Origin of the sequence: Allokutzneria sp. A3M-2-11 16, from assembly GCF_024213555.1 — a bacterium.
Lineage (GTDB): Bacteria > Actinomycetota > Actinomycetes > Mycobacteriales > Pseudonocardiaceae > Allokutzneria.
Window position 1 is genome coordinate 368,391 of the sequence record NZ_JANAVO010000004.1, and the last position, 24,739, is coordinate 393,129.

Below are 24,739 nucleotides of genomic sequence, written 5' to 3' on the forward strand. Positions count from 1 at the left end.
ATCGGTGTCGCCCAAGCAGGCAGCTCACCATCGCTCCAGTTGCGAGCACGTAAGAGCGAGAGCCAGAAGGCCGCCCGGCGAGGTGATGCTGCTGGGGCATGGCAGCGAATGGGGCTACGACAACTACGCCGCCCCGCCCGCCAACAAGCCGAATGCGTCACCGCCTCCTACGGCCAGGTACGAGAGTTCTTCACCCGGCACCGCTGTAAGTCCCTGGACCGGATGCTGTTCCCCGTGGCGGACAAGACTGGTAACACCGCAGTGGTGTCCGTCGTGTGGGTCGGGCTAACCAACAGCAACGACGCCAGGAGGTTCCGGACGCTGATGGACGAGCACGGCACCGGTGACATCACCCCGCTCGGCGCACAACTGCTCGGCCTGGCCAACATCACGTTCACCGGCCTCCGCTACGGCAGCGACCGTGATGGCAGCACCGTCACCATCGCCGAGGCCGAGAACGCTGCGGGAAGCCACTTCGACCACGACACCCTGGACGCCATCGCCGAAGTCGCCGCCCTTCTGCCTCGTGGTCGAGGTTGATCAATGACGGATCCGTCACGCCGTGAACAGTCCGGCGAATCGCACTCAAGGCTCGGCAATCAAAGGTGTACTCGGCGGTACCACACCCACTCGTGGTCATGGAGGAGATCCGAGAGTGGGTGCGCGGGCTGGTGCCGAGCGCGTGACGATCTGCCTGATCCGCAATCTGGAGGTGGAGGGTGACCGAACGTCCGAAGTGCGGACGTCCGACAAAGGCTGGCACGCCGTGTGGAGCGGTGGTTCGCCGATCAGTGCCGTTGAGCTCGATGGCGCCGGCTTGTCGCAAACACATGACCGCGAAAGAACAGCAGGAGTTCGACTCCAACCCGCTGTGGTCTACCGAGGGCCAAATCCTGTGGTTGTTCGGCGAACAGCACGAGTACCCCGGTTTGTTGACGATCGCCGAGATCTCCAGGCGGCTGTTGCTGTCGCAACCGACCGTGTCGTACACGCTGACGCAGTTGTTGAAGAAAGGCAAGGCGACGACGTGCCAGGTGGATCGGCGGGAAGTGTGGGGAACCAGCGACCAGGTCATGGCGTGGCTCAGGAAACGCCGTCTGGAGGCAGAGCGGATCCAGAGCGAACGAGAGGAGGCGCGCGAGCGCGTCACGAAGACCAACGAGGCGTTGGCCGATGCGGCGACGCAGCTGCGTGAGGTCTGCGCAGGACGCGGAGTCAGCGTGTCGACCTTCGGTGGCTACGGCACCGACTCCGACGAACCTCGCAAACTCTCGCTCTTACTGGCGGTGGACGATCCGGAGGCCGCCGTCTGGCTGGTCGGGCGCATGAGCAGGCCCGTTCCCGGGGAGGACGCGCCGTCCGACGAACGTTGGGCCGAGCACATCGAACACGTCGAGGAGCTTCTCAGCTGCTTCGAATGGGCGGGATGGTCAGAACATGAGCACGACTACTTCACGGAGTACGACGACGAGACCGGACCGGTGCTGTACACGACCCTGCGTCGGACCTGCATGGCGTTCGACGTCGAATTCCACCCATCGACCGCCCAGCTCCGTCTTCTTCCGCACGAGTATCCAGGCGGCTGGCCACAGGTCTTCAGCATGCTGGACGACGAAGTCGTGATCGAACTCGGCGGTGACGTCGACGAGCAGATGGAGCGCGTTACCGAGCGCGCGGGTGCACTCGGTCTGCTTGATGCCACTCGGGTCGAGGTCGATCCTGTTGCTGACGTGTCGTTGCGGCAGTTCATGGCCGTCCAGCTGAGAGAGCATGTCTTCGAGGAGATCGCACAATACCGCGAGAAGTCCCTTCAAGACGCCGTCGGTGACCTCGACGCAGACCCATACCTCCAAACCTACTTCGCCACCGTTGTTGACGTGTTCGGGCGAGATGCGCTGCCGGATCTCGTGCCGAACGCCGCCGTGCACGGAATCGCGGCATGGTGCTGGCGCAACGACACCGAGGTGGAGGCGTGGCACGTGCCGGATGACGTGCTTATGGCCAGGATCAACATCGCGGTCACCAAGAAGATCTCCGACTACGTCGACCCGTACGAGGGCGTCGACTGGCCCGGCCTTGAGACAGCTCTGACCGATTCAGAGTGGACGCTCCCAGACGGGAGAGCGATCTCCGGCCTGTTCGGAGAGGGATGGCAGGAAGTTCGTGACTCCGTAAGCGAAAAACTCACGACGTGGCGACGTCTGGACGAGGATCTGCTCGGACCAGCGGCAACGTTGCGGTTGCTGACGATTGGCGGCTCGACCAGCTACACGTGGACGTGGTGGGGGCAAGGCCGGTGGGCAGCTGTGTGCCGCGCCATCGTCGAAGACGCTGTCGCTGGCGGCATCATTCTTCCTGCGCCCTATGACGGCCTTGGTTCAGAACGTTTCATCGCCGACCTCGCAGAGCCGGATCAGCTCGACGACGAGGCACTGGAATGGCTAATTGACATGCCTGCCGCCGACGTCGACGGGCCCCGCGGACTGCGGTTCCACGACGCCAGCAAGCCCATCTCGCGCATCGTGGAACCAGTCGACTGGGATCTGGAGTGAAATTCGGATTTCAGGTCCGCCGCGGACCTCGAAAGATCGCAACTCGGTCGACTTGGTTCACCCAGATGATCTGCGGCAACTGTATGCCGCCTTTCGGACATGGTGCGCTCAGCGTGGATCAACAGCCCTTTTTCCTCGCTGAGCTGCGCCTTGAACCTAAAGCCGATGTGCACGCACCCAGCGTCACGGATGCGAGACGAAGCCCTGACGGAGCACCTGAGTGCATGCCCGAACATCATCTGAGTGGATCTTAATTTCAGTTGTTTCGCCTGGTGAGGCGTGGTGCCCCTGGAGCGACTCGAACGCTCACTGTACAGATTTTGAGTCTGCTGCCTCTGCCGATTGGGCTACAGGGGCGCACCGGGTAGCAGTGTACGTGGTGGTGCTGATCATATCGGACGGGGTGCGGGGGTGGGCGTGCGGCCGACGTTGGTGGTGGTGAGCGGGCCGGCGGGGGCGGGGAAGACGACGTTGGCGCATGAGCTGGCGAAGCGCATCGGGTGTCCGGCGGTGTGCCGGGATGAGATCAAGGAGGGGATGGTGCATGCGGCGCCGCGCGCACCAAGGGATGAGCTGAGCCTGAAGGCGCTGGGGGCCTTCTTCGGGGTGGTGGAGCACCTGCTGCGGGCGGGGGTGACGACGGTGGCGGAGGCGGCGTTCCAGGATCGGTTATGGCGGCCTGGGCTGGAGCCGCTACGGGACATAGCGGACGTCAAGGTCGTGCACTGCGTGGTGGATGCGGAAGTGGCGATGGAGCGCAGGGTGCGGAGGTGGCGGGAGAACCCGGTACGGCGGGCGCACGAGGACGAGCCGGTGGAGCTTGGGGAGTTTGAGCGGGTCACAACCACTGCGCCGTGGATGGAGGTGGACACGACGGACGGGTATCGGCCGGGGTTGGAGAGCGTGGTGGCGTTCGTCGGCTTGCGGGGGCCGGAGCTGGGCTGAAACGATCAGGATCGGGTGGCGTTTACGTGATCGTCCCGTTGGTAACTACCCACTCGGCAGCCACCCTGAGGAGACGACATGCAGCCGTGGCCGGGTCATTCTTATCCGTTGGGTGCGAGCTACGACGGCACAGGCACGAACTTCGCGTTGTTCTCGAGCGTCGCCACGAAGGTGGAGCTCTGCCTGTTCGACGAGGCGGGCGCGGAGACGCGGGTGCGGTTGCACGAGGTGGACGCCTTCGTGTGGCACGGCTACCTGCCGCACGTGGTGCCGGGGCAGCGGTACGGGTACCGGGTTCACGGGCCGCATGAGCCGGAGTTCGGGCTGCGGTGCAACCCAAACAAGCTGCTGCTGGATCCGTACGCGAAGGCGGTGGACGGGCAGCTGGAGTGGCACGAAGCGCTGTTCGACTACCGATTCGACGATCCCGATCAAGTCAACGAGCTGGACTCGGCGCCGTATGTGCCGAAAGCGGTGGTGATCAACCCGTTCTTCGACTGGTCGGAGGATCGGGCGCCGCGGACGGCCTACCACAAGTCGGTGATCTACGAGGCGCATGTGCGCGGGCTGACGATCGACCACCCGGACGTCCCGATGGAGCTGCGCGGCACGTACGCGGGCCTGGCGCACCCGGTGATGATCGACTACCTGACGAAGCTCGGGGTGACGGCGGTCGAGTTGATGCCGGTGCACCAGTTCATCCCGGAGCACTCGCTGGCGGAGCGCGGGCTGACGAACTACTGGGGCTACAACACCTTGGGCTTCTTCGCGCCGCACGACGCGTACGCCTCGCAAACGGTGCAGGGCAGCCAGGTGCAGGAGTTCAAGGCGATGGTGCGCTCGCTGCACCAAGCGGGCATCGAGGTCATCCTGGACGTGGTCTACAACCACACCGCGGAGGGCAACCACCTCGGGCCGACGTTGAGCCTGCGCGGGATCGACAACACCGCCTACTACCGGTTGGTGGAGGACGATCAGCGCTACTACATGGACTACACGGGCACGGGGAACTCGCTGAACGCCCGTGATCCGCACACGTTGCAGCTGATCATGGACTCGTTGCGGTACTGGGTAACGGAAATGCACGTGGACGGGTTCCGCTTCGACCTGGCCTCGACGTTGGCGCGCGAGTTCTACGACGTGGACCGGCTGAGCGCGTTCTTCGACATCGTGCAGCAGGACCCGATCATCAGCAGGGCCAAGCTGATCGCGGAGCCGTGGGACGTCGGGCCCGGCGGCTACCAGGTGGGCAACTTCCCTCCACTGTGGACGGAGTGGAACGGGAAGTACCGCGACACGGTGCGCGACTTCTGGCGCGGGGAGCCGGCGACGCTGGGCGAGTTCGCCTCGCGGATCACGGGTTCGTCGGATCTGTACCAGGACGACGGGCGCAAGCCGTTCGCCTCGATCAACTTCGTGACGGCGCACGACGGGTTCACCTTGGCCGACCTGGTGTCGTACAACGAGCGGCACAACGAGGACAACGGCGAGGACAACAACGACGGGCATTCGGACAACCGGTCGTGGAACTGCGGGGTGGAGGGGCCGACCGACGACGAGGACGTGAACGCGTTGCGGCGCAGGCAGGTCCGCAACTTCATCGCGACGCTCGCGGTGTCGCAGGGTGTGCCGATGTTCTCGCACGGCGATGAGATCGGGCGGACGCAGCGCGGGAACAACAACGCCTACTGCCAGAACAACGAGCTGAGCTGGGTGGACTGGAAGCGGGCCGCCGAAAACGACGATCTGTACGCGTTCACGTCGTCGATGTTGGAGTTGCGGCGCACGCATCCGGTATTCCGGCGGCAGAGGTTCTTCCGGGGACGGCCGTTGCGGCGCGGGGACGAGTTGCGCGATATCGCCTGGTTCACGCCGTCCGGGCGGGAAATGACTGATGAGGACTGGGAAGCCGGTTTCGGCAAGTGCGTCATCGTCTTCCTGAACGGCGACGGGCTGACGGATCGGGACGAGCGCGGTGAGCTGGTCACCGATGACTCGTTCCTGTTGTGCTTCAACGGACATGACGGGGAGATCGAGGTGACCGTGCCTGACGGCAGCCACGGTGAGGAGTGGGCGGTCGTGGTGGACACCGTGACGGGCGAGGTGTTCGCGGACGAGCGGTCCTCGCCGAACCACGCGGTGCTGGGCGGGCAGCGGATCACGCTCGCGGACCGGTCCCTCCTCGTGTTGCAGCGCACCCGATGAGCGCGGCGCCCAGTTCGACCTACCGCTTGCAGCTCGGTCCGGGCTGCACGTTCGCGGATGCGTCGGAACTCACGGAGTACCTGGATCTCCTCGGTGCGGGGGCGGTGTACGCGTCGCCGGTGTTGCAGGCGGCGCCGGGTTCCACGCACGGCTACGACGTTGCGGACGCGACGCGTGTCTCTGAGACGCTGGGCGGGGAAGAGCAGCGGCGACAGCTCGCGGAGCGGTTGCGCAAGCTCGGGATGGGCCTGGTCGTCGACGTGGTCCCGAACCACATGGGCGTGGCGAAGCCGGAGGCCAACGCCTGGTGGTGGGACGTGCTCAAGCACGGCCGGAATTCGGTGTACGCCAAGTACTTCGACATCGACTGGGGTCGTGGACCGATCCTGATCCCTGTGTTGGGCAGTGACGACGCGGAGGACGATCTGCGTGTTGAGGACGACCGGCTCGTGTACTACGAGCACGTTTTCCCGCTCGCGCCGGGCACTGGTGAGGGTTCGGCGCGGGAGGTGCATGCGCGCCAGAACTATCGGTTGGTGTCGTGGCGGCGAGCCTCGGCTGAGCTGACCTACCGGCGGTTCTTCGACATCAACGAGCTGGCCGCGGTGCGTGTGGAGGACGCTGAGGTCTTCGAGGCAGCACATGCGGAGTTGCTGCGGTGGGTCGCCGCGGGCGAGGTCACGGGCCTGCGTATCGATCACCCGGACGGGCTGACGGCGCCGGGCGAGTACATGCGGCGACTGCGCGCGGCAGCACCGGATGCGTGGCTTGTGGTGGAGAAAATCCTTGCACCAGAAGAGGAACTGCCACCGTCGTGGCCGGTGGACGGAACGACGGGGTACGAGGCGCTGCGCGAGGTGTGCGGGCTGTTCATCGATCCTGCCGGGGAAGCCGCAGTGACCGCGCTCGCGGCGGAGGCCGGGGTTCCGGTCAGCGTCCACGAGGTCGAGCACGGCTGCAAGCGCACTGCCGCGAACGTGATGCTGCTGGCCGAAGTCAGGCGGATCGCACGACTGCTGCACGTCGACAACGCGGAAGCGGCCGTCGCGGAGTTGCTGGCCGCCTTCCCGGTGTACCGCAGTTACTTGCCGGAGGGCGACGGGCACCTTCAGGTGGCCGTGGACGCCGCGTGCCGGGCACGGCCGGAGCTGGCCGCGGCGATCACCTCGATCGGCGAGCGGATGCGTGCGGAGCCGGAAAGCGAGCTGACACAACGGGTTCAGCAGACCTCGGCGATGGTGATGGCCAAGGGCGTCGAGGACACCGCGGGCTACCGGCTGACGCGTTTCGCCGCGCTGAACGAGGTCGGCGGCGCGTTCGACCGGTTCGGCGTCGGGGTGGAGGAATTCCACGCGAAGTGGTCGGCACGGCAAGCGGGTTGGCCGCGCACGATGACAGCACTGTCCACTCATGACACCAAGCGCTCGGAGGATGTTCGCGCGCGGCTCGCGGTGCTCAGCGAGATTCCCGAGGAGTTCGCTGCGGCAGTGCGGCGGTGGACGGCAGAGCGAGCGCTGCCCGAGCCGACGCTGAACCTGTTGGCGTGGCAGACGCTCATCGGCGCGTGGCCGATCGACGTGGATCGGCTCGGCGGCTACTTGGCCAAGGCTGCAAAGGAAGCCAAGCTGCGCACCACGTGGATCGATCCGGACGAGGCGTTCGACGAGCAGGTGCAGCAGTGGGTTCGCGATGTGCTGGCGGACACGGAGCTCGTGGCGGACCTGGAAAGGCTGCTGGAGCTCGTTCGCGTGCCCGGGTGGTCGAACTCCTTGGGGCAGAAGCTTTTCCAGCTCGCCGGGCCGGGCGTTCCCGATGTGTACCAGGGAACGGAGCTGTGGGACTACTCGCTGGTCGACCCGGACAACCGGCGGCCGGTGGACTTCGAAGCGCGCCGGATGTTGTTGCGGCGCTTGGACACGGGCTGGTTGCCGGATCTGGACGAGCTGGGGTCGGCGAAACTCCTCGTCACCGCGCGGACGTTGCGGTTGCGGCGGGATCGGCCGGAGCTGTTCAGCGGCTATCGGGCGTTGCGGGCTGAGGGTGTCGCGGAGCGGCATGCGGTGGCTTTCGCACGCAGCAACGACTTGGTGGCCGTGGCGACCCGACTGCCGGTGGGGTTGGCCGCCGCCGGGGGCTGGGGCGACACGAGGCTGCCGTTGTTCGACGGCACGTGGACCGATGTGATCACCGGGCGCGCCGTGGACTCGCGTGCTCCCCTGCTGGCGGATCTGCTCAGCCCTTACCCTGTGGCATTGCTTGTGAGGAAACATGATTGAGGTCTGGGCCCCGGAGCGCGAACGCGTGCGTGCGGTGGTGGGTGAGGCGACGGTCGAGCTGCGGCGTGGGGACAACGGGTGGTGGCGCGGGGACGCGCCTGACACAGGTGACTACGCGTTCCTGCTGGACGACGACACCACCGAGCAGCCGGACCCGCGATCGCCGTGGCAGCCCAACGGGGTCTTCGGCCGATCACGGCGGTACGACCACGATGCTTTCGTGTGGACCGACCAGGACTGGACCGGGCGGGCGTTGCCAGGCGCGGTGATCTACGAGCTGCACATCGGCACGTTCACCGCCGAGGGCACCTTCGACGCGGCGATCGAGCGCCTGGATCACTTGGTGGACCTGGGAATCGACCTCGTCGAGGTGCTGCCGGTCAACGCCTTCGACGGACCGCACGGGTGGGGCTACGACGGCGTGCTCTGGTACGCGGTGCACGAGCCTTACGGCGGGCCGGACGGGTTCAAGCGCTTCGTCGACGCGTGCCACCGACGCGGGCTGGGCGTGCTGCTTGACGTGGTGCACAACCATTTGGGGCCGTCCGGGGCGAATCTGGAGCGCTTCGGGCCGTACTTCGCCGGGCAGAACATCTGGGGCGCCTCACTGAACCTGGACGGGCCGGGCTCGGACGAGGTGCGGCGCTATGTGCTGGACAACGCGCTGGGCTGGCTGAGGGACTTCCACCTCGACGGGCTGCGGCTCGACGCGGTGCACGCGCTGGTCGATCGGAGCGCGACGCACCTGCTGGAGCAGCTGGCCGAGGAGACCGAGGTGCTGTCGGCGCACGTCGGCAGGCCGTTGTCGCTGATCGCGGAGTCCGACCTGAACGACGCCAAGCTGGTGACCTCGCGCGAGGCGGGCGGCTTCGGGCTGGGCGCGCAGTGGAGCGACGACCTGCACCACTGCCTGCACACGGCGCTGACCGGCGAGCGGCAGGGCTACTACGCGGACTTCGGGTCGCTGGAGTCGCTGGCGAACACGCTGCGCGGGGTGTTCTTCCACGCGGGCACCTGGTCGTCGTTCCGCGGCCGCGCGCACGGAAGGCCGGTGGACACGCGGCGCCAACCGGGGCACCGGTTCCTGGCGTACACGCAGAACCACGACCAGATCGGCAACCGGGCGACCGGTGACCGGCTGGCGGCGACCCTGTCCCCCGGGCTGCTGGGGTGCGCGGCCGCGATCGTGCTCGGCTCGCCGTACACGCCGATGTTGTTCATGGGCGAGGAGTGGGGCGCGAGCACGCCGTGGCAGTTCTTCGCCTCCTTCCCCGACCCGGGGCTGGCCGAGGCGGTGCGCACCGGGCGGCGGCGGGAGTTCGGCGAGCACGGCTGGGGCGAGGCCGATGTCCCCGATCCGATGGACACCGCGACATTCGAACGTTCGAAGTTGCGGTGGGAGGAAGCCCGTGAAGGACATCACCGCGAGCTCCTGGAGACCTACCGGGCCCTGCTGCGGCTGCGGCGGGAGCACTCGGAGCTGACCGACCCGCGACTGCACCTGCTGCGCGTCGATCACGACGAGGACGCCCGGTGGTTGGTGCTGCACAGGGGTTCTCTGCGCGTGGTGTGCAATCTCGGCGCGGAAGCCGTGGACATTCCGCTGCCCGAGGCGCGCCGGACGTTGCTCCATAACGGTGAAGCGGTCCTCAAGGGGGAAACACTTCGCCTCTCTCCGGAAACTTTCGCGATCGTGGCGTGTGATTGACGGGTGAAACACCCGTTTAGCGACGGATCGTGCACTTGCGCAGGTAGCGGGCCCGGCCGAGAAGAAGTCAAATGGTCCGGTAGTTTCGCGCCGCGCGCAGATCAGGCATGATTCGTTGCCGATACGTGATGTGCGGATCGCGGTCGGTGACGCCGGGAACGGATGAGAGGTCTCAATGAACTCACGGGGCCCGAAACCACTTCCCCGCAAGGCGTGGCTGGTCTACCTGCTGATCGGTCTGGCCGCGGTCGGCGGCTACTACCTGATCCCGGCGGAGGGCGGCGGCGTCTGGGGCCGCCTGATCACCTACTGCCTGCTGACCTCGTCGGCGGCGGTCGCGGTGTTCGTCGGGCTGTTCCGGTACCGGCCGCGGGTGTGGGTGCCGTGGCTGCTGCTCGGGCTGAGCCAGGTCATCTACGCCAGCGCGGACGCGACCTTCTACATCTCGCATTACATCTTCGGCAAGACCGGCTTCCCCGGGTACGCCGACCCGATCTACATCAGCCACTACCCGCTGGTCATCGCCGGTCTGCTGCTGCTGATCCGCAGGCGCAGCCCCGGTGGCGACCTGCCCGGCCTGCTGGACGCGGCCGTGCTCGCGGTCGTCGCGGCGATGCTGACCTGGCTGTACCTGATCGGCCCGCCGACGGTGTCGAACTCGCCCGCGCTGGTCCGGGCGTTCCTGATGACCTTCCCGCTGATGGACCTGGTCATGCTGGCCGTGGGCCTGCGGCTGCTGCTCGGCCCGGGTCAGCGCCCCGCGGCGTTCTCGCTGCTGTGCGCCAACCTGTTCGGGATCTTCGCGGCGGACACGATCTACAGCCTGATGCGGCTGGGCGAGAACTACTGGGTGGGCAACTTCATCGACGCGATCTGGCTGGCGGGCAACCTCGCGCTCGGGGCGGCGGCGCTGCACCCGACGATGACCCAGCTCGCCGACCGCGCGCCGAACGTGGACAAGCACCTCGGCGCGTCCCGGATCGCGGTGCTGATCGGCGCGGCCCTGGTGGCGCCGGTGACGCTGCTGGTGCAGAACGCCAACGGCTCGCTGCACGACATCCCGGTGATCGCGATCGCCTGCGCGCTGCTGTTCCTGCTGGTCATCGCGCGGTTGGCGGACCTGGTCTCGGACCAGCGGCGGCTGGCCATCACCGATCCGCTGACCAAGCTGCACACCCGGCGCTTCTTCGAGGCGCAGCTGCCGCTGGAGGTGGGTCGCGCGCAGCGCGGCGAGGCCGCGTTCGCCGTGCTGATCATCGACGTCGACCACTTCAAGTCGATCAACGACCACTACGGGCACCCCGCTGGCGACCAGGCGCTGATCGAGATCTCCACGCGGTTGCGCAAGGCCACCAGGGCCGGGGACGTGCTGGCCCGCTACGGCGGCGAGGAGTTCGCGCTGCTGGCCCGCGACACCGAGCTGGAGGAGCTGCCCAAGATCGCCGAGCGGCTGCGGCACCAGGTGGCCAGCAGCCCGATCGCGGTGTCGGAGGAGACCTGGCTGGCGGTCACCGTGTCGGTGGGCATCGCCGCGTACCCGCTGCACGGGACCCGGCCGGACGAGCTGATCGCGATCGCCGACCGGGCGCTGTACTCGGCCAAAGCCAGGGGCCGCGACCGGGTGGTGATCGGCACCGCGCCCGAGCTGGGCCCGGGGCTCGGCGAGCACACCGGCATGATCGACTACCTCGGGCACCTGGCCGACGAGGTGGACGCGATGCTGTCGACCTACGAGCACAGCCGGGCGATCGCGCGGTGGGCGCGGCTGCTCTCCGCCGAGCTCGGGCACGACGAGGCCGGGGTGCGCTGCGCCGAGCTGGCCGGGCGCCTGCACGACGTCGGCAAGATCGTGATCCCGCCGGAGGTGCTGGCCAAGCCCGCGCGGCTGTCGGCGCAGGAGTGGGAGCTGATGCGGCAGCACCCGGACAGCGGCTACCGGATGGTGTCTGCGGTCCCGGGCTGCGAGGCGGTCGCGGAGATCGTCCGCCAGCACCACGAGCGGCCGGACGGCACCGGCTACCCGCGGCGGCTGCGCGATTCGGAGATCAAGATCGAGGCGAAGATCATCGCGGTCTGCGACGCGTGGGCGGCGATGCTGTCGGACCGCCCGTACCAGACGGCGCTGACCGAGGACCAGGCTCGGCAGGAGCTGCTGAACGGGCGCGGCACCCAGTTCGACCCCGCGGTGGTGGCGCTGTTCCTGGAACTCCAGGAGAAGGGAACCGTCGGTGACCTGCGGCGGCTCCGCTCGCACTCCGCGACGCGCCGCCAGACCAACGCCTAGCTCGGCCGGGTTGGGGCGTCTTCAAGTACCCCGGACCCCCGCTCCAGCGACCGCTAACCGCACCTAACCCCCGAGGTCCGGTAGGGGGTTAGGTGCGGTTAGCGGTGATTTTTGGTGGGGTTCGTTGTACTTGAAGACGTCCCAACCACTGGGCGTCAGGTTTCGAGGTCGGCGAGGGTGTTCCAGAACTGGTGCTCGTAGTGCTGGAGCAGGCGGATCTGGTCCTCGACGGCTTCGCCGGTCCAGCCCGCCGCGAGGCCCGCGTCGACGGCGGCGGTGGCCAGCTGGGCGCCCGAAGGATCGGGGTCGGCGAAGAGGTCGAAGAAGCCGCAGCCCTCGTCGTCGAAGCCGTAGTGCTCGCGCAGCCCCCGCGACGCCGAAGCGCAGTAGCCGCCCCAGCCGCCGAACCCGGCGACGAGCGTGACCAGCACGTCCAGCGGGTCACCGTTGAGCGCGAGCGAGGCGACGTAGGACGGGTAGGACTGGCAGCCGGGCTGCGTCCGGTAGGCGCGCACCGCGTCGGCGTCCATGCCGCAGTGCCTTGCGAGCACGGCGACCCGCTCCAGTGCGACGGCCTCACCGGCCGCGAGCCCGGAGAAGAACTGCCGGGCGTTGGGCTCGTCGGCGCGCGCGGCCAGGGTGAGGAACGCGCGCCAGTCGCTGGTGATCACGCGGTGCTGCTCGGCGGCGAGCTTGCCGATCACCGACAACGGCGCCTGCCCGCTCGCGATCAGCCGGATCAGACGGTTCTCCCCGCCGCCCTCGTCGAACTGCCGTTGGGCCGCGGCCAGCCGCTCGTCTGCCGATCCGGTCATCGCCTGCCTTCTCCCTGAATCGTCGCCGGGCGGGAAATCCATTGGGGGCAGCGTATGTCAGCGCGCGCACTCCCTCCTGTCGAAGGTCGGCCTTATCGAAGGATTCACGGGCCAGCGCGACGGAATTGGCCGTTGACCGCGCGGCACCGCACGGCGAAGGCTGGGAGTGCCACTGAAAGGGGTAATCCGTGCCGCCGTTTCCCGACGAGAGCCTCGAATTGCTCGAACTGGTCGCGAGCTACCAACAGAAACTCCTCACCGCTCCGCCCGACGCGCTGGTCCGGCCGGAGGCGACGGAATCGGGACTGCCGCCGGGCGACCTCGCGCTGCCGGAGCACGGGCTCGGTGCGGCCGAGGCGGTGACCGAGCTGTCGGAGCGGCTGCTGGAGACGGCGATCCGCTCGGCCGGGCCGCGGTTCTTCCACTTCGTCATCGGCGGGGTGACCCCGGCCGCGCTGGCCGCGGACATGCTCACGTCCACGGCCGACCAGAACACCGGCATGTGGGTCAGCTCGCCGATCGGCGCGCACACGGAGGTCCTCGCGCTGCGCTGGTTGCGGGAGCTCTTCGGCTTGCCCGCGGCGTGGTCCGGGGTGCTCACCTCCGGCGCGACGATGGCGAACTTCGTCGGGCTCGCCTCCGCTCGCCGCTGGTGGGGCGCCAAGCACGGGGTCGACGTGGACGTGGAGGGCCTGTCCGGACTGCCGCGGGTTCCCGTTCTGGCGAGCGGACATCTGCACTCCAGCGCGGTGAAGTCGTTGGGAATGCTGGGGATCGGCCGCTCGTCGGTGCGCTTCCACCGCCGCGAGGACGGCAGCGTCGACCTGGCCGGGATGCGCGCGGACCTGGCCTCGCTCGGCGGCGCCCCGGCGATCATCTCGGCCAGCGCGGGCGAGGTGAACGCCGGCGCGTTCGACCCGATCTCCGAGCTGGCCGACCTCGCCGAGGAGTTCGGCGCCTGGCTGCACGTGGACGGCGCCTTCGGCCTGTTCGCCGCCGTTTCCGAGCGGACGCGGCACTTGGTCGCCGGTGTGGAAAGGGCCAACTCGGTCGGTTCGGACGGGCACAAGTGGCTGAACGTGCCCTACGACTGCGGTTTCGCGTTCGTGCGCCACCCGGAGCTGCTCGGGCCGATCTTCACCAACACGGCCGCCTACCTGCCCGGGGTGGAGCTGGAGCGACCCAACTACGGCAACCTCGGACCGGAGAGTTCGCGCCGCGCAAGGGCATTCGCGGTCTGGGCGACGCTCGCCGCCTACGGCCGGTCCGGGTACCGGAGGATGGTCGAGCGGCACCTCGACCTCGCGCAGCAGCTCGCCGAGCGCGTCCGCCGCGAGCCGTCGCTCGAGCTGCTCGCCGACGTGCCGCTCAACATCGTGTGCTTCCGCTACCACCCGGACGACGTCGCCGAGAACGAGCTGGACGCGCTCAACTCCGCCATCGCCGAGGCGGTGATCACCGATGGGCGCGTGCACTTCGGCTCGACCACCCACCGCGGCATGGTGGCGTTCCGGCCCGCCATCGTGAACTGGCGGACCGGACCCGCCGACATCGACCTCATCGTCGAGGTGGTGCTCGACCTAGCCGAGCGCGTTCGCCAGGTCGGCCCATAGGTCTTCGGCGTGCTCGATGCCCACCGACATCCGGATGGTGCCCTCGGTGATGCCCGCCGCAGCGAGACCGGCCGCGTCGAGCTGCCGATGCGTGCTTGAAGATGGTTGCACCACAAGGGTTTCGACCCCGCCGAGGGAGACCGCGAGCGTGGCGATGCGGATGCGTTCCAGGAACCGGACCGCGCCCTCGTGCCCCTCGGCGATGTCGAAGCTCACCAGCGAGCCGAAGTCGCCGAGCAGCTTGGTTGCGGTCTCGTGATCGGGATGGCTCGCCAAGCCCGGCCAGCGCACCGCGCCGATCGCGGGGTGCTCGACGAGGCGTTCGGCGAGCACCCGCGCGTTGGCGCACTGCTTCGCTTGGCGCAGCGGCAAAGTCTGGAGTCCGCGCGCGGTCAGCCACGCCGCGAACGGGTCCGCCGATGCGCCGTAGTCGACCACCTGGTGCCAGGTCTCGCGGTGGTGCTCCTCCTCGGCGAACACCACGACACCGCCGATGATGTCGGAGTGCCCGCCGAGGAACTTCGTGCTGGAGTGCAGCACGATGTGCGCGCCGTGCTCCAGCGGCCTGCACAGCAACGGCGACGCGAAAGTGTTGTCCACCACCACTGTCAGCCCCGCGTCGCGCCCGATCCGGGCCAACGCGGGCAGGTCGTTGACGCGCGTGGTGGGGTTGGCGATGGTCTCCAGGTAGAGCAGCCGGGTGTTCGGGCGCAGCGCTTCGGTCAGCTCCGAAGCCGCGCCGGAGAAGTAGCTGACCTCCACGCCGAACCGCTCGGAAATATCGCGCAGGACCGAGACGGTGCCGCCGTAGAGTGCGCTCTGCACGACCACGTGGTCGCCGGAGCGCAGCCGGGCCAGCAGCACCGAGCTGATCGCGCCCATGCCCGAGGCGGTGGCCACCGCGGCGACCCCGCCTTCGAGGTCGGCGACCGCTCTTTCGAGCGCGCGCGTGGTCGGGTTGCCGTACCTGCTGTAGGCGAACGAGCCGTCCGGTCCGGCCAGCGAGTCGGCGAGGCTCTCGGAATCGGTGAAGGCGAAGCTGGAGGTCTGGAAGATCGGCAGGCTCAGCGGCCGGACCCCTTCCAGGTGCGGTGCACGGATGTGCACGGCACGGGTGCTGGGGTCGACTGCATCATGATCGGCGTCGTACCGTGAGGAACCCATTCCAAGAGCTTCACGACCGGGCCCGGTTGACCGGCAGCACCAATCAGGGCCAATTGGTGTGCCGATGAGAATCCTGTCCTGCGAGGAGCTGGTGACGCTGCTGGGCCGCTGGTCCGGCGGGCGTGGCGCGCTCTACCTCTTACTGGCCGCCAGGCTGCGCTTCCTCATCGACGAGGGGCAGATCCGGGCGGGCACCACCCTGCCGACCGACCGCGCGCTCGCGCTGGCCCTCGCCGTCGGCCGCAGCACGATCATCTCCGCCTACGACGTGCTGCGCCAGGAAGGGCGGATAGTCCGCAGGCAGGGCAGCGGCACCCAGGTCGCCGACGCCCGCGTCCCGGCCGCCCCGACCGGCGCCGAGGGCAGCATGAACACGCTGTTCCTGCACTTGATGGAGCCGCCGGACGACATCGTGCAGCTCGGCTGCGCGGCCCCGGCCGCTCCCCCGCCCGAGCTGGCCGATGCCTACCGCCGGGCGCTGGACGGTTTCGTCAGCGACCCCGGCGGGGACATCGGCTATCACCCGGCCGGGCTAGGTGAGCTGCGGGCGGCGATCGCGCGGCGCTACACCGCGCGCGGAGTGCCCACCGGCGCCGAGCAGGTCATGATCACCACCGGCGCGCAGCAGGCGCTCGCGCTGATCACCAGCACGTTCCTCACCACGGGCGACGGTGTGGTGTGCGAGACGCCGAGCTACCCGGGGGCACTGGAGCTCTTCCGCGACACCGGCGCGGTGATCAGCGCGGCGGAGTGCGGGCCGGACGGGCTGGACCACGCGGAGTTCCTGCGGCTGCTCGCCCGCGAACGCACCCGGTTGGGCTACCTCATCCCGACGCACCAGAACCCGACCGGGGCGGTGCTGCCGCCGTTGCTGCGACGGCACATCGTGCTGCGCGCGGCCGAGCTGGGCGTGCCGTTGGTGGAGGACGAGGCGCTGGCGGAGCTGGGCTTCGACGACGTCGTGCCGCCGTCGCTGGCGAGCTACGCGCCGGACGGCGACATCCTCACGGTGGGATCGCTGAGCAAGCTGGTCTGGGGCGGGTTGCGGATCGGCTGGGTGCGCGGCCCCGCGGCCCGGATCGCCCGGCTGGCGCGAGTGAAGGCGCTGCACGACATGGGCAGTTCGGTGCTCCCGCAGCGCGCGGTGCTGGAGCTGCTGCCGCAGCTGCCAGAGCTGCGCGCACGGCGGGTGGCGGAGCTGCGCAGGTGCCACGACCGGCTGCGCGAACGGTTGGCGGCGCGGCTGCCGGAGTGGACGCCGCGGCCGGTGACCGGCGGGCAGACCCTGTGGGTGCGGTTGCCGCACGGCAGCGCGTCGGCCTTCGCCCAGATCGCCCTGCGCCAAGGGATCGCACTGCTGGCCAGCCCCGGTTTCTCCGCGCGCGGAGACTGCGACGACCACCTGCGCATCCCGTTCCTCAGCGCTCCCGAGGAGCTGACCGCGGTGGTGGACCGGCTGGCCGACGTGTGGCAGCGGTTCGCCGCTAACAGACCTTCAACGGTAATTGGTGAAGTGTTGACGACTCCTGGGGCGCCGACAAAGGTCTGAAGACGTCGAGTGTCGGTTCTCCAGGAGGTCACCGATGTCCGTTTCCCCTGCCTTACGCGCGGCGGTCCTCGTGGCCGTCGCCGCGCTCGCGCTGCCGACCACCGGCGCCGCCGCTCCTGATCCCGGCCGCCAGGGCGACTACGCCGCGGCGGCCAAGGAGTTCGGCGTTCCGGAGAGCGTGCTGCTGGGGGTGTCGTTCCTGGAATCGCGGTGGGACACCAACGCGGGCGCTCCGAGCCGCGGCGCGGGCTACGGCCCGATGCACCTGACGGACGCCGCGGCCCTCGATGTGGACGAGCACGACCACCACGGCTCGGACGCCGAGGACCCGCGCGGTGATCTGCGGCGGCCCCTCAAGGCAGTGGACAGCGTGCCTCAGCAGGCCGTTCCGGCTGAGCTGCGGACGATCGAAGCGGCGGAGCGGTTGACCGGCGTCGACCGCGCGGTGCTGCGGACCAACGCACGGCAGAACATCCGCGGCGGCGCGGCGTTGCTCGCTTCGCACCACCGCGCTGTCGGCGATTGGTACGGCGCGGTCGCGAAGTACAGCGGCGCCAAGGACACCGGGACCGCGAAGCGCTTCGCCGACGACGTCTTCGAGGTGATCCGTTCGGGGGAAGCGCGCACCACCGACGACGGGCACGCGGTGCGGCTGAGCGCCGTGGACCTCAAGGCGGACACCGGGATCATCGACCGGATGGGCTTGAAACCCAGTGCTCCCAACGAGACCGAGTGCCCGACCGATCTCGGCTGCGAGTGGCTCCCGGCGGCCTACGAGCACCACACGCCGACCGATCCGGAGAAGTACGGCAACCACGACAAGGCGAACCGGCCCGTGGACATGCCGATCAAGTACATCATCATCCACGACACCGAGGGCTACTGGGACACCACGCTCCGGCTGATCAAGGACCCGAAGTGGGTGAGCTGGCAGTACTCGCTGCGCTCCTCCGACGGCCACATCGCCCAGCACGTCAAGGCGAAGGACGTCGCGTGGCACGCGGGCAACTGGTACGTCAACACGCACTCGATCGGCCTTGAGCACGAAGGGTTCGCGGCGAAGGGCACCTGGTACACCGAGGCGATGTACCGGACCTCCGCGCGGCTCGTGCGGTACCTGGCGCTCAAGCACAACGTTCCACTGGACCGCGCGCACATCCTCGGCCACGACAACGTTCCCGGGGTCGCGCCCGCCAAGGTCCGCGGCATGCACTGGGATCCGGGCCCCTACTGGGACTGGGCGCACTACTTCGACCTGCTGAAGGCGCCGTTCACCGCGCGCGGCGGCAAGAACTCCGGCATCGTCACGATCAAGCCGAACTACGCAACGAACCACCCGCCGATGTACGGCTGCGACAGCAAGAAGCCCGCCGAGATCTGCCCGACCCGTGGCACCACAACGGTTTTCCTGCACACCGAACCGCGCGCGGACGCCCCGCTGGTCAAGGACATCGGTCTGCGCCCGGACGGCAGCAACAGCACTCGGCAGGTCAGCGACATCGGCGGCCGCGTCGACACCGGCCAGCGGTTCGCCGTCGCCGACCACTCCGGGGACTGGACCGCCGTGTGGTACCTCGGCCAGAAAGCGTGGTTCCACAACCCGTCCAGCGCTCCGGCCGCCGTGCCCGGCACCGGATTCGTGGTGACTCCGCGCCCAGGCCGTGCTTCGGTCCCGGTCTTCGGCATCGCCTATCCGGAGGCTTCGGCCTACGAGGGCACCGGTGTCCCCGTGCAGACCGTGGAACCGTTGCAGTACACCATGTTGCCCGGTCAGCGGTATGTGGCCGGTGATCTCGCGGTGCCCACCGAGTACTACTTCGCCAAGGAGTGGGCCGGCCCGCGCGTCGTCGTGCGCGGCAAGGAGCGCTACTACCAGGTGTTCTTCGGCCACCGCGTCGCCTACGTGAAGGCCGCCGACGTCCACGTGCTCCCGGGCGCCATCGGAGCTCCGCGCTAGGGGCAGTGCGGCATTCGCTGCGTTCGGCGCAACGAATGCCGCACTGGCTTCACTTCGGGTCGAGCAGGTCGGCGACGATGCGTCCGACCTGGTCGGCCTCGATGAGCAGGCCGTCATGGCCGTGGTCGGAGTGGATCACCTGGAGCGGCCCCGCCGTGGCGATGTGGTCGGCGAGGAACTGCTGCTGCTCCAAGGGGTAGAGGCGGTCGCTGTCCACTCCGGCGACGGCGATCCGCGCGGTGATCCGGCTCAGCGCCGCCTCGACGCCGCCCCGGTCCTTGCCGACGTTGTGGCTCATCATGGCCCGCGTCAGGGCGACGTAGGTCCCAGCGTCGAAGCGCCGCAACAGCTTCCGCGCACTGTGGTCCAAATAGGACTCAAGGGCGAAGCGGTCCTCACCGGGCTGGCGCGTCTGGCCGAACCGCACTTCCAGCTCGGCCGGGGTGCGGTAGGTGGTGTGCGCGATCCGCCTGGCGACGCTGAGCCCGAGGTGCGGGCCCACCTCTTCGTCGTAGTAGTCCCCGCCGCGCCAGGCGGGATCGCTGTAGATGGCGCTCAACTGCGTGTAGCACCAGGCGATCTGCTCGGCCGACGCGGCCGCGGTACCGGCGAGCAGCAGCGCGGAGTCCACCCGATCGGGTTGGTCGACGGCCCACTCCAGCGTCCGCATGCAGCCCAGGGAGCCGCCGATCACCGCGGCCCAGCGCCGCACACCGAGCTCGTCGGCGAGATGCGCCTCGGCCCGGACCATGTCCCGCACGGACAGCTCCGGGAACCGGCTGCCCCACGGTTTCCCTTGCGGGTCAAGGGAAGACGGCCCGGTGCTGCCCTGACAACCGCCGAGCGCGTTGGCGCAGACGACGAACCAGCGGTCGGGGTCGATCGTGCGCCCCTCCCCGACCAGACCGTTCCACCACCCCGGATCGGACTCGCCGCCCGTCACGTGGCTGTCCCCGGTGAGCGCGTGCTCCACCAGGACCGCGTTGCCGCCGTCCGGGGCCAGCGTTCCCCACGTCTCGTAGGCCAGCTTCCCCCCGAGCAGGACTCCGCCGGACTGGAGCGGGAACGGGTCGGGCAACGCGAGGAACTTCCGGTGTCCGACGGGGTCCCCGTCCCGCCACGCGTTCGTGACGGGAGGGGTGGTGGACACGTCCGGGCGCACCAGGGTCATTGACTCAACGCCGCCTTCGCCGCACGGAAACCCGATTCACAATCGGCTTTCAGGTTTTCGGAGAGCTGACTGTGGTTGGTGCTCACTGGGCGCGCGACCGCGCCGCGCACATCGCCGATGTTGACCAAGTGGCTGAACAACTCCAACCCATTCACGAATGCGCGTCGCATCCACATCGTCGCGAAGCCCGAAAACTACCACCGCCCCCGCATCGCGCGGGAGGCACCACCGCGCCAACTCGGACCGCGCTGTCCGCGAGCGCCTACCCGTCGCTCAACGACGTCTCGACTCCATACAGCAGAAAGAAAGCATTGAACGCGGAGAGCGCTCACTGGTCGTGGGGGGTCGACCTCAGCAAAGCCCTTTCGAGGAGCACAGATGTCTTCGTCCGAAGTCGTCGACGCGCTCCTGGACGCCTTCAACTTCCGCACCACCAGACCACCCCGGAAATCCGCGCGCTACGAGGACCCGCGGTGGAACGCCGACCGGCACTGCCCCGTGCTCGACCTGTTCCGTGCGGAACTCCCGACCCGCATGGCCTGGCACTCTGACCCGGCGACCATCTCAGGCGTCTGCCCAAATCCGGCCTGGTTTGCCAGGCCCGCAAATCCACTCGGACTAGCCTGTGTTGACGATCAAGCGTCCGCACGGGGGGTCCGGTGGCTCTGGTTCGACGAAGCGCTCAGCAACTGCTGTCCGAGGCTGTGGCGGGGCGGTTGCACCTCGAACTCGCGGAGAAGGCGCGGGTCAGCTTCGAGTCGGGGGTCGGCGCGTCGGAAATCCGGTCCTGGGAGAAGAGCCTGCCCGTGTTCCTCGCGGACGTGGTGGACGCGGGCCTGGGCCACGTCGAGGTCCTGCTCGAGCACAAGCTGCCGCACAATCCCAAGCGTGTGGACGTGATCCTGTGCGGCACGCATCCGAAGCAGGGCACGCCTTCCTACGCGGTCGTCGAACTCAAGCAGTGGTCCACTGTGGACGAAACCGATGGTGACCTGGTCGTCATCCCTCAGTACTCACAGCCGGTGCTGCACCCTGCGGACCAGGTCCGTGGCTACTGCGAGTACCTGATCGACTCGACTCCCGCGCTGGCCGAGCGTCCCGGCGCGCTGCACGGCTTCGCCTACCTTCACAACGCCAGAGAGAGCGGGGTCTGGCGGATTTCGAACTACAAACTGGACCAGCACGGACAGCTGTACACGTTGGACACCAGGACGCAGCTGATCGACAAGCTCAAGGCGGTGCTGGACCCGGACCCGGGAAGCCGCGCCGCGGCGCGCACCGCGGCGGAGGAGTTCCTCTCGTTCAAGCACGCCCCGTCCAAGCCACTGCTGGACCGGGTCGCCGTGGAGGTCGGAGACCGCGAGCTGTTCGTCCTGCTCGACGAGCAGCAAGTGGCGTTCAGCCTCGTGAAGCAGGCCGTCGAACGCGCACGCACCGCCAGGCAGCAGACAGTGGTCGTCATCCTCGGCGGCCCCGGCTCAGGCAAGAGCGTGATCGCGCTGAGCCTGCTGGGTGAGCTGGCGAGGCAGGGGCGGCGCGTTTACCACGCGACCGGCTCCAGCGCCTTCACGAAGACCCTGCGGAAGCTGGTCAAGGACCGCAACGGCGCGATCTTCAAGTACTTCAACAGCTTCATGGACGCGGAAGCCCAGTCGCTCGACATGATCGTCTGCGACGAGGCGCACCGCATCCGGGAGACCAGTGCCAACCGCTTCACCCGCAGGGCCGTCCGGGACAAGGCCCGTCGCCAGGTCAACGAGCTGATCGACGTCGCACGCGTGCCGGTCTTCCTGCTCGACGAGCACCAGGTGGTGCGCCCCGGCGAAATGGGTTCGCTCTCCGAGATCACCGCGGCGGCGGAGGCGCTCGGATGCCGGGTCGACGTGGTGCGGCTGTCCGGGCAGTACCGCTGCGGCGGCTCGGAGTTCTTCGACACATGGGGTGCCGGGCTGCTCGGCACAGGAGTACGGCAGCCAGCGACCTGGTCGTCCTTGGTGGCAGGCAGCGACGAGAAGTTCCTGGTGCGCAGCGCTGACTCCTTGGAGGAGCTCGAGCAGTGGCTCCTCGAGCGACGGGACGAGCTCGGGGGCACCGCGCGGATCGCGGCGGGGTACTGCTGGCCGTGGAGCGACCCGGTCATCAGGGACGGCGTTAAGGTGTTGGTTTCCGACGTGAAGATCGGTTCGTGGCAGCGGCCGTGGAACGCCAAGCCGGAGAAGCGGGTCGCGGACGCCCCCGAATCGCATTACTGGGCAAGCGATCCCCGTGGTTTCGGTCAGGTGGGGTGCGTCTACACTGCTCAGGGCTTCGAGTACGACTGGGCCGGAGTGATCTTCGGTCCGGACTTCGTGCGGAGGGACGGTTCCTGGGTCTCCCAGGCGAAGCACTCCCACGATCCAGCCGTCAAGCGGGCGGACGGTATGCACTTCCACTCACTGATCAGGAACACCTACAAGGTCCTGCTGACCCGGGGCATGCGCGGGGTGTGCGTGTATTCGACGGACCCCGAGACGCAGGACTACCTCCGCGAGATGACGCGCTGAGCTACCTCGCGTACTCACGGAGGTACGCCGCTGTCTCGTCATCGACGGAGTACACGCATACCCCGCGGAGCGCTCGCGTGAGCAACACCTTGTAGGAGTTGAGGATCAGCCGTGCGGCCGACTGTTCGACCACGCTCGGGCTCCCCCGCAGGCCGCTGAACGCTCCACGGTCCCTCGACTCCCCGGGGCGGGCTTGCCACGTTCCACGCCGGACGACCAGGTCACCGCCGAAGATCACACCGGCCCAGTCGTACTCGAACCCCTGTGCCGTGTACACACAACCGACCTGACCGAATCCGTGGTCGCCGAAGGACCAGTGCGAAGCGGACGGCGCACCATCGACCTTGAACTTCTGCTTGACGTTCCACGGGCGGTGCCAGTCCCCGATCTTGACGTCATCCTCGAGTTCCCCGTTCTCCGGGTCCGTCCAAGACCAGCAGAACCCGGCAGCGATGCGCGCGATTCCGGTGAAGTTCTTCTCCTGGCTGAGCAGCCAGTCCTCCATCGCCTGTGGAGTGGGCTTGTAGCGCACGGCGAAGTCATCGTCCTGCCCGGCGACGAGGTCGGACCACGCGACGGGGGCCTTGTCCGTGAGACCGAGCAGTCGCAGCACCCACTCGTCGTAGAGCGCGGACCCCCCGTAGCGGAACTGGCCGTCAAGCCTGATCTTGACCAGCTCGCACGCGTTGCGCGCGGCGGCCTTCGCGATCTTGTCAACCGTTCCGATCTCGTTGTGCCGCACCGCCTGGTGCTCGTCGAGCAGGAAGACCGGCACCCTGGCGACGCGGATCAGCGCGTCGACCTGGTTCCCGATTCCGGTGTCGACATCCCTGATCCGATGGGCCTCGTCGCAGAGCAGGACGTCGAGTTCGTTCTCCCCTTGCCGGTGGAAGTCGAAGAAGTACTTGAACAGGTTCTCGGCTCGCCCCGTCTCCCGCGTGGTCACCGTGCGCAGCGACTCCGTGAACGCCTTCGAACCCGTGGCGTGCATGACCCGTCGTCGTTGGTGTGCCAGGGTGTCCAGCAAGCTCAGCGCCAAGGCGCTCTTGCCGGAACCAGGGCCACCGATCACCACGATGACCTTCTTGCGCCCGGCTTCGTCAGGATCGTCGAGCTCGCGGCGAACCATCATGAACGCGGTCTGCTGCTCATCCAGCAGCACGAAGCGATCGCGACGGCGAATCTCCTGGCCCGCCACCCACAACAGCGGCCCGCTCGGCGCGGCGACCGCTGACGCGAGAGCCAGGGCGGTCCGCTCCGCGGCTCCGGCCAGACCAGGTGCGCGATCGAGGAGGCCGGCCAGCCGCGCCATCAACTTCACACGCTGGTCCTTGAAGAACAGTTCCGTGTAGGCATCGCCGGAGTCGCGTGCCAGCGGATGCGCCTCGCCTGCTTCTTCGTTGTGCAGGTAGGCAAAGGCATGAACCATGTCCGGGCAGCGCGCGAGCGAAGGCACGAAGTCCAGCAGATACCGGCGGTACTGGGTGACCTGCTCCAGGGGGTCGAGCCAGGTCTCATCCGACGAGCCGTACTTGGCGAGCCCTTCACCGGCTGGCACGACATCGGTCCACTGCTTCAGTTCGACCAGAACGTAGGAAGGAACCCGGTCCTCCGGGTGCAGCCCGCACAACACCACGTCGATCCGCCCCGAGCTGTACGGCAGGCGTCGCTCCGCCAAGACGTGGACATCACCGAACCCGTCCGCCACCAGCTGGTCAAGCAACAACCAGAGGCTTCGCTCCCATGACTGCTTCTCCGGTTTCAGCGCGGAGATCCGGGCCCTGCGCGCGCCCGCGCTCAGCAGGCGCACGAGGTCCTCCGCGCCCTTGCTCCACAACGATCGAACGCTGCCCGACGCGAACTGCATGTCTCCCCCGAGGTGCCGTTTCCTCCCGTTCGCCGATCTTGTCACTCAGCTGAGCGACAAATTGCGGGGGACGCAACTGCACCGACAGGA

The 24,739-nt window shown here is 68.2% G+C and carries 15 protein-coding genes and 1 tRNA gene; 11 read left to right on the forward strand and 5 right to left on the reverse strand.

Annotated features, from left to right (window positions below; genetic code table 11):
• Nucleotides 1–234 precede the first annotated feature (234 nt).
• The gene (locus NLX83_RS25630; RefSeq protein WP_254237713.1) at nt 235–540 is read left to right on the forward strand and encodes a hypothetical protein; all 306 of its coding nucleotides are present in this window, start codon (nt 235–237) and stop codon (nt 538–540) included.
• 290 nt (nt 541–830) lie between these two features.
• On the forward strand, nt 831–2,552 hold the full coding sequence (locus NLX83_RS25635) for a MarR family transcriptional regulator (RefSeq protein ID WP_254237714.1): 1,722 nt from the start codon (nt 831–833) through the stop codon (nt 2,550–2,552).
• A 280-nt stretch (nt 2,553–2,832) separates the two neighbouring features.
• On the opposite strand, the gene NLX83_RS25640 is transcribed toward NLX83_RS25635, so the two are convergent.
• Nucleotides 2,833–2,909: transfer RNA gene (locus NLX83_RS25640), tRNA-Leu, on the reverse strand.
• A 54-nt stretch (nt 2,910–2,963) separates the two neighbouring features.
• Between NLX83_RS25640 and NLX83_RS25645 the strand changes: the two genes are divergently transcribed.
• The 5 genes from NLX83_RS25645 to NLX83_RS25665 all read left to right on the forward strand — a co-directional run bounded on the left by NLX83_RS25645 (nt 2,964) and on the right by NLX83_RS25665 (nt 11,970).
• Nucleotides 2,964–3,497: an AAA family ATPase gene (locus NLX83_RS25645; RefSeq protein ID WP_254237715.1), complete on the forward strand. Its 534-nt coding sequence runs from the start codon at nt 2,964–2,966 to the stop codon at nt 3,495–3,497.
• Between the two features lie 78 nt (nt 3,498–3,575).
• On the forward strand, nt 3,576–5,702 hold the full coding sequence (gene glgX / locus NLX83_RS25650; protein WP_254237716.1) for a glycogen debranching protein GlgX: 2,127 nt from the start codon (nt 3,576–3,578) through the stop codon (nt 5,700–5,702).
• Nucleotides 5,699–7,978, forward strand: a complete 2,280-nt coding sequence (gene treY, locus NLX83_RS25655) for a malto-oligosyltrehalose synthase (RefSeq protein ID WP_254237717.1) — start codon at nt 5,699–5,701, stop codon at nt 7,976–7,978. The genes glgX and treY overlap by 4 nt, the downstream gene beginning before the upstream one ends.
• Entirely contained in the window at nt 7,971–9,686 is a 1,716-nt protein-coding gene (treZ, locus tag NLX83_RS25660; RefSeq protein ID WP_254237718.1) for a malto-oligosyltrehalose trehalohydrolase, read from the forward strand. The genes treY and treZ overlap by 8 nt, the downstream gene beginning before the upstream one ends.
• 175 nt (nt 9,687–9,861) lie before the next feature.
• Nucleotides 9,862–11,970 carry a diguanylate cyclase gene (locus NLX83_RS25665; RefSeq protein ID WP_254237719.1) on the forward strand — a complete coding sequence of 703 codons (2,109 nt, stop codon included), beginning with the start codon at nt 9,862–9,864 and terminating at the stop codon, nt 11,968–11,970.
• A 155-nt stretch (nt 11,971–12,125) separates the two neighbouring features.
• On the opposite strand, the gene NLX83_RS25670 is transcribed toward NLX83_RS25665, so the two are convergent.
• A complete protein-coding gene (locus NLX83_RS25670) occupies nt 12,126–12,785 on the reverse strand; it encodes a transcriptional regulator (RefSeq protein ID WP_254237720.1) in 660 nt (219 codons plus the stop codon).
• Between the two features lie 188 nt (nt 12,786–12,973).
• Between NLX83_RS25670 and NLX83_RS25675 the strand changes: the two genes are divergently transcribed.
• Nucleotides 12,974–14,398: a pyridoxal phosphate-dependent decarboxylase family protein gene (locus tag NLX83_RS25675; RefSeq protein WP_254237721.1), complete on the forward strand. Its 1,425-nt coding sequence runs from the start codon at nt 12,974–12,976 to the stop codon at nt 14,396–14,398.
• On the opposite strand, the gene NLX83_RS25680 is transcribed toward NLX83_RS25675, so the two are convergent.
• On the reverse strand, nt 14,366–15,562 hold the full coding sequence (locus tag NLX83_RS25680) for a trans-sulfuration enzyme family protein (RefSeq protein WP_254237722.1): 1,197 nt from the start codon (nt 15,560–15,562) through the stop codon (nt 14,366–14,368). The two genes, NLX83_RS25675 and NLX83_RS25680, sit on opposite strands and share 33 nt — an antisense overlap.
• A gap of 64 nt (nt 15,563–15,626) precedes the next feature.
• On the opposite strand from NLX83_RS25680, the gene yczR reads away from it, so the two are divergent.
• Complete coding sequence (yczR, locus tag NLX83_RS25685) at nt 15,627–17,111, forward strand: MocR-like transcription factor YczR (protein ID WP_254237723.1); 1,485 nt, start codon at nt 15,627–15,629, stop codon at nt 17,109–17,111.
• Nucleotides 17,112–17,145: 34 nt separating this feature from the next.
• Nucleotides 17,146–19,068: a peptidoglycan recognition protein family protein gene (locus tag NLX83_RS25690; RefSeq protein ID WP_254237724.1), complete on the forward strand. Its 1,923-nt coding sequence runs from the start codon at nt 17,146–17,148 to the stop codon at nt 19,066–19,068.
• A 49-nt stretch (nt 19,069–19,117) separates the two neighbouring features.
• On the opposite strand, the gene metX is transcribed toward NLX83_RS25690, so the two are convergent.
• Nucleotides 19,118–20,239 carry a homoserine O-acetyltransferase MetX gene (metX, locus tag NLX83_RS25695; protein WP_254237725.1) on the reverse strand — a complete coding sequence of 374 codons (1,122 nt, stop codon included), beginning with the start codon at nt 20,237–20,239 and terminating at the stop codon, nt 19,118–19,120.
• 659 nt (nt 20,240–20,898) lie between these two features.
• On the opposite strand from metX, the gene NLX83_RS25705 reads away from it, so the two are divergent.
• Nucleotides 20,899–22,782 (forward strand): DNA/RNA helicase domain-containing protein, encoded by a 1,884-nt coding sequence (locus NLX83_RS25705; RefSeq protein WP_254237726.1) that lies wholly within the window; start codon nt 20,899–20,901, stop codon nt 22,780–22,782.
• A 1-nt stretch (nt 22,783) separates the two neighbouring features.
• On the opposite strand, the gene NLX83_RS25710 is transcribed toward NLX83_RS25705, so the two are convergent.
• Nucleotides 22,784–24,649 carry a DNA/RNA helicase domain-containing protein gene (locus NLX83_RS25710; RefSeq protein ID WP_254237727.1) on the reverse strand — a complete coding sequence of 622 codons (1,866 nt, stop codon included), beginning with the start codon at nt 24,647–24,649 and terminating at the stop codon, nt 22,784–22,786.
• Nucleotides 24,650–24,739: the final 90 nt, after the last annotated feature.

What these genes read in the sequence shown, in the direction of transcription:
- NLX83_RS25670 (WP_254237720.1), bottom strand. Translation starts at nt 12,785, where the DNA reads ATGACCGGATCGGCAGACGAGCGGCTGGCCGCGGCCCAACGGCAGTTC.
- metX (WP_254237725.1), bottom strand. Translation starts at nt 20,239, where the DNA reads ATGACCCTGGTGCGCCCGGACGTGTCCACCACCCCTCCCGTCACGAAC.
- NLX83_RS25710 (WP_254237727.1), bottom strand. Translation starts at nt 24,649, where the DNA reads ATGCAGTTCGCGTCGGGCAGCGTTCGATCGTTGTGGAGCAAGGGCGCG.
- glgX (WP_254237716.1), top strand. Translation starts at nt 3,576, where the DNA reads ATGCAGCCGTGGCCGGGTCATTCTTATCCGTTGGGTGCGAGCTACGAC.
- yczR (WP_254237723.1), top strand. Translation starts at nt 15,627, where the DNA reads ATGAGAATCCTGTCCTGCGAGGAGCTGGTGACGCTGCTGGGCCGCTGG.
- NLX83_RS25635 (WP_254237714.1), top strand. Translation starts at nt 831, where the DNA reads ATGACCGCGAAAGAACAGCAGGAGTTCGACTCCAACCCGCTGTGGTCT.
- treY (WP_254237717.1), top strand. Translation starts at nt 5,699, where the DNA reads ATGAGCGCGGCGCCCAGTTCGACCTACCGCTTGCAGCTCGGTCCGGGC.
- NLX83_RS25680 (WP_254237722.1), bottom strand. Translation starts at nt 15,562, where the DNA reads ATGGGTTCCTCACGGTACGACGCCGATCATGATGCAGTCGACCCCAGC.
- treZ (WP_254237718.1), top strand. Translation starts at nt 7,971, where the DNA reads ATGATTGAGGTCTGGGCCCCGGAGCGCGAACGCGTGCGTGCGGTGGTG.
- NLX83_RS25690 (WP_254237724.1), top strand. Translation starts at nt 17,146, where the DNA reads ATGTCCGTTTCCCCTGCCTTACGCGCGGCGGTCCTCGTGGCCGTCGCC.
- NLX83_RS25665 (WP_254237719.1), top strand. Translation starts at nt 9,862, where the DNA reads ATGAACTCACGGGGCCCGAAACCACTTCCCCGCAAGGCGTGGCTGGTC.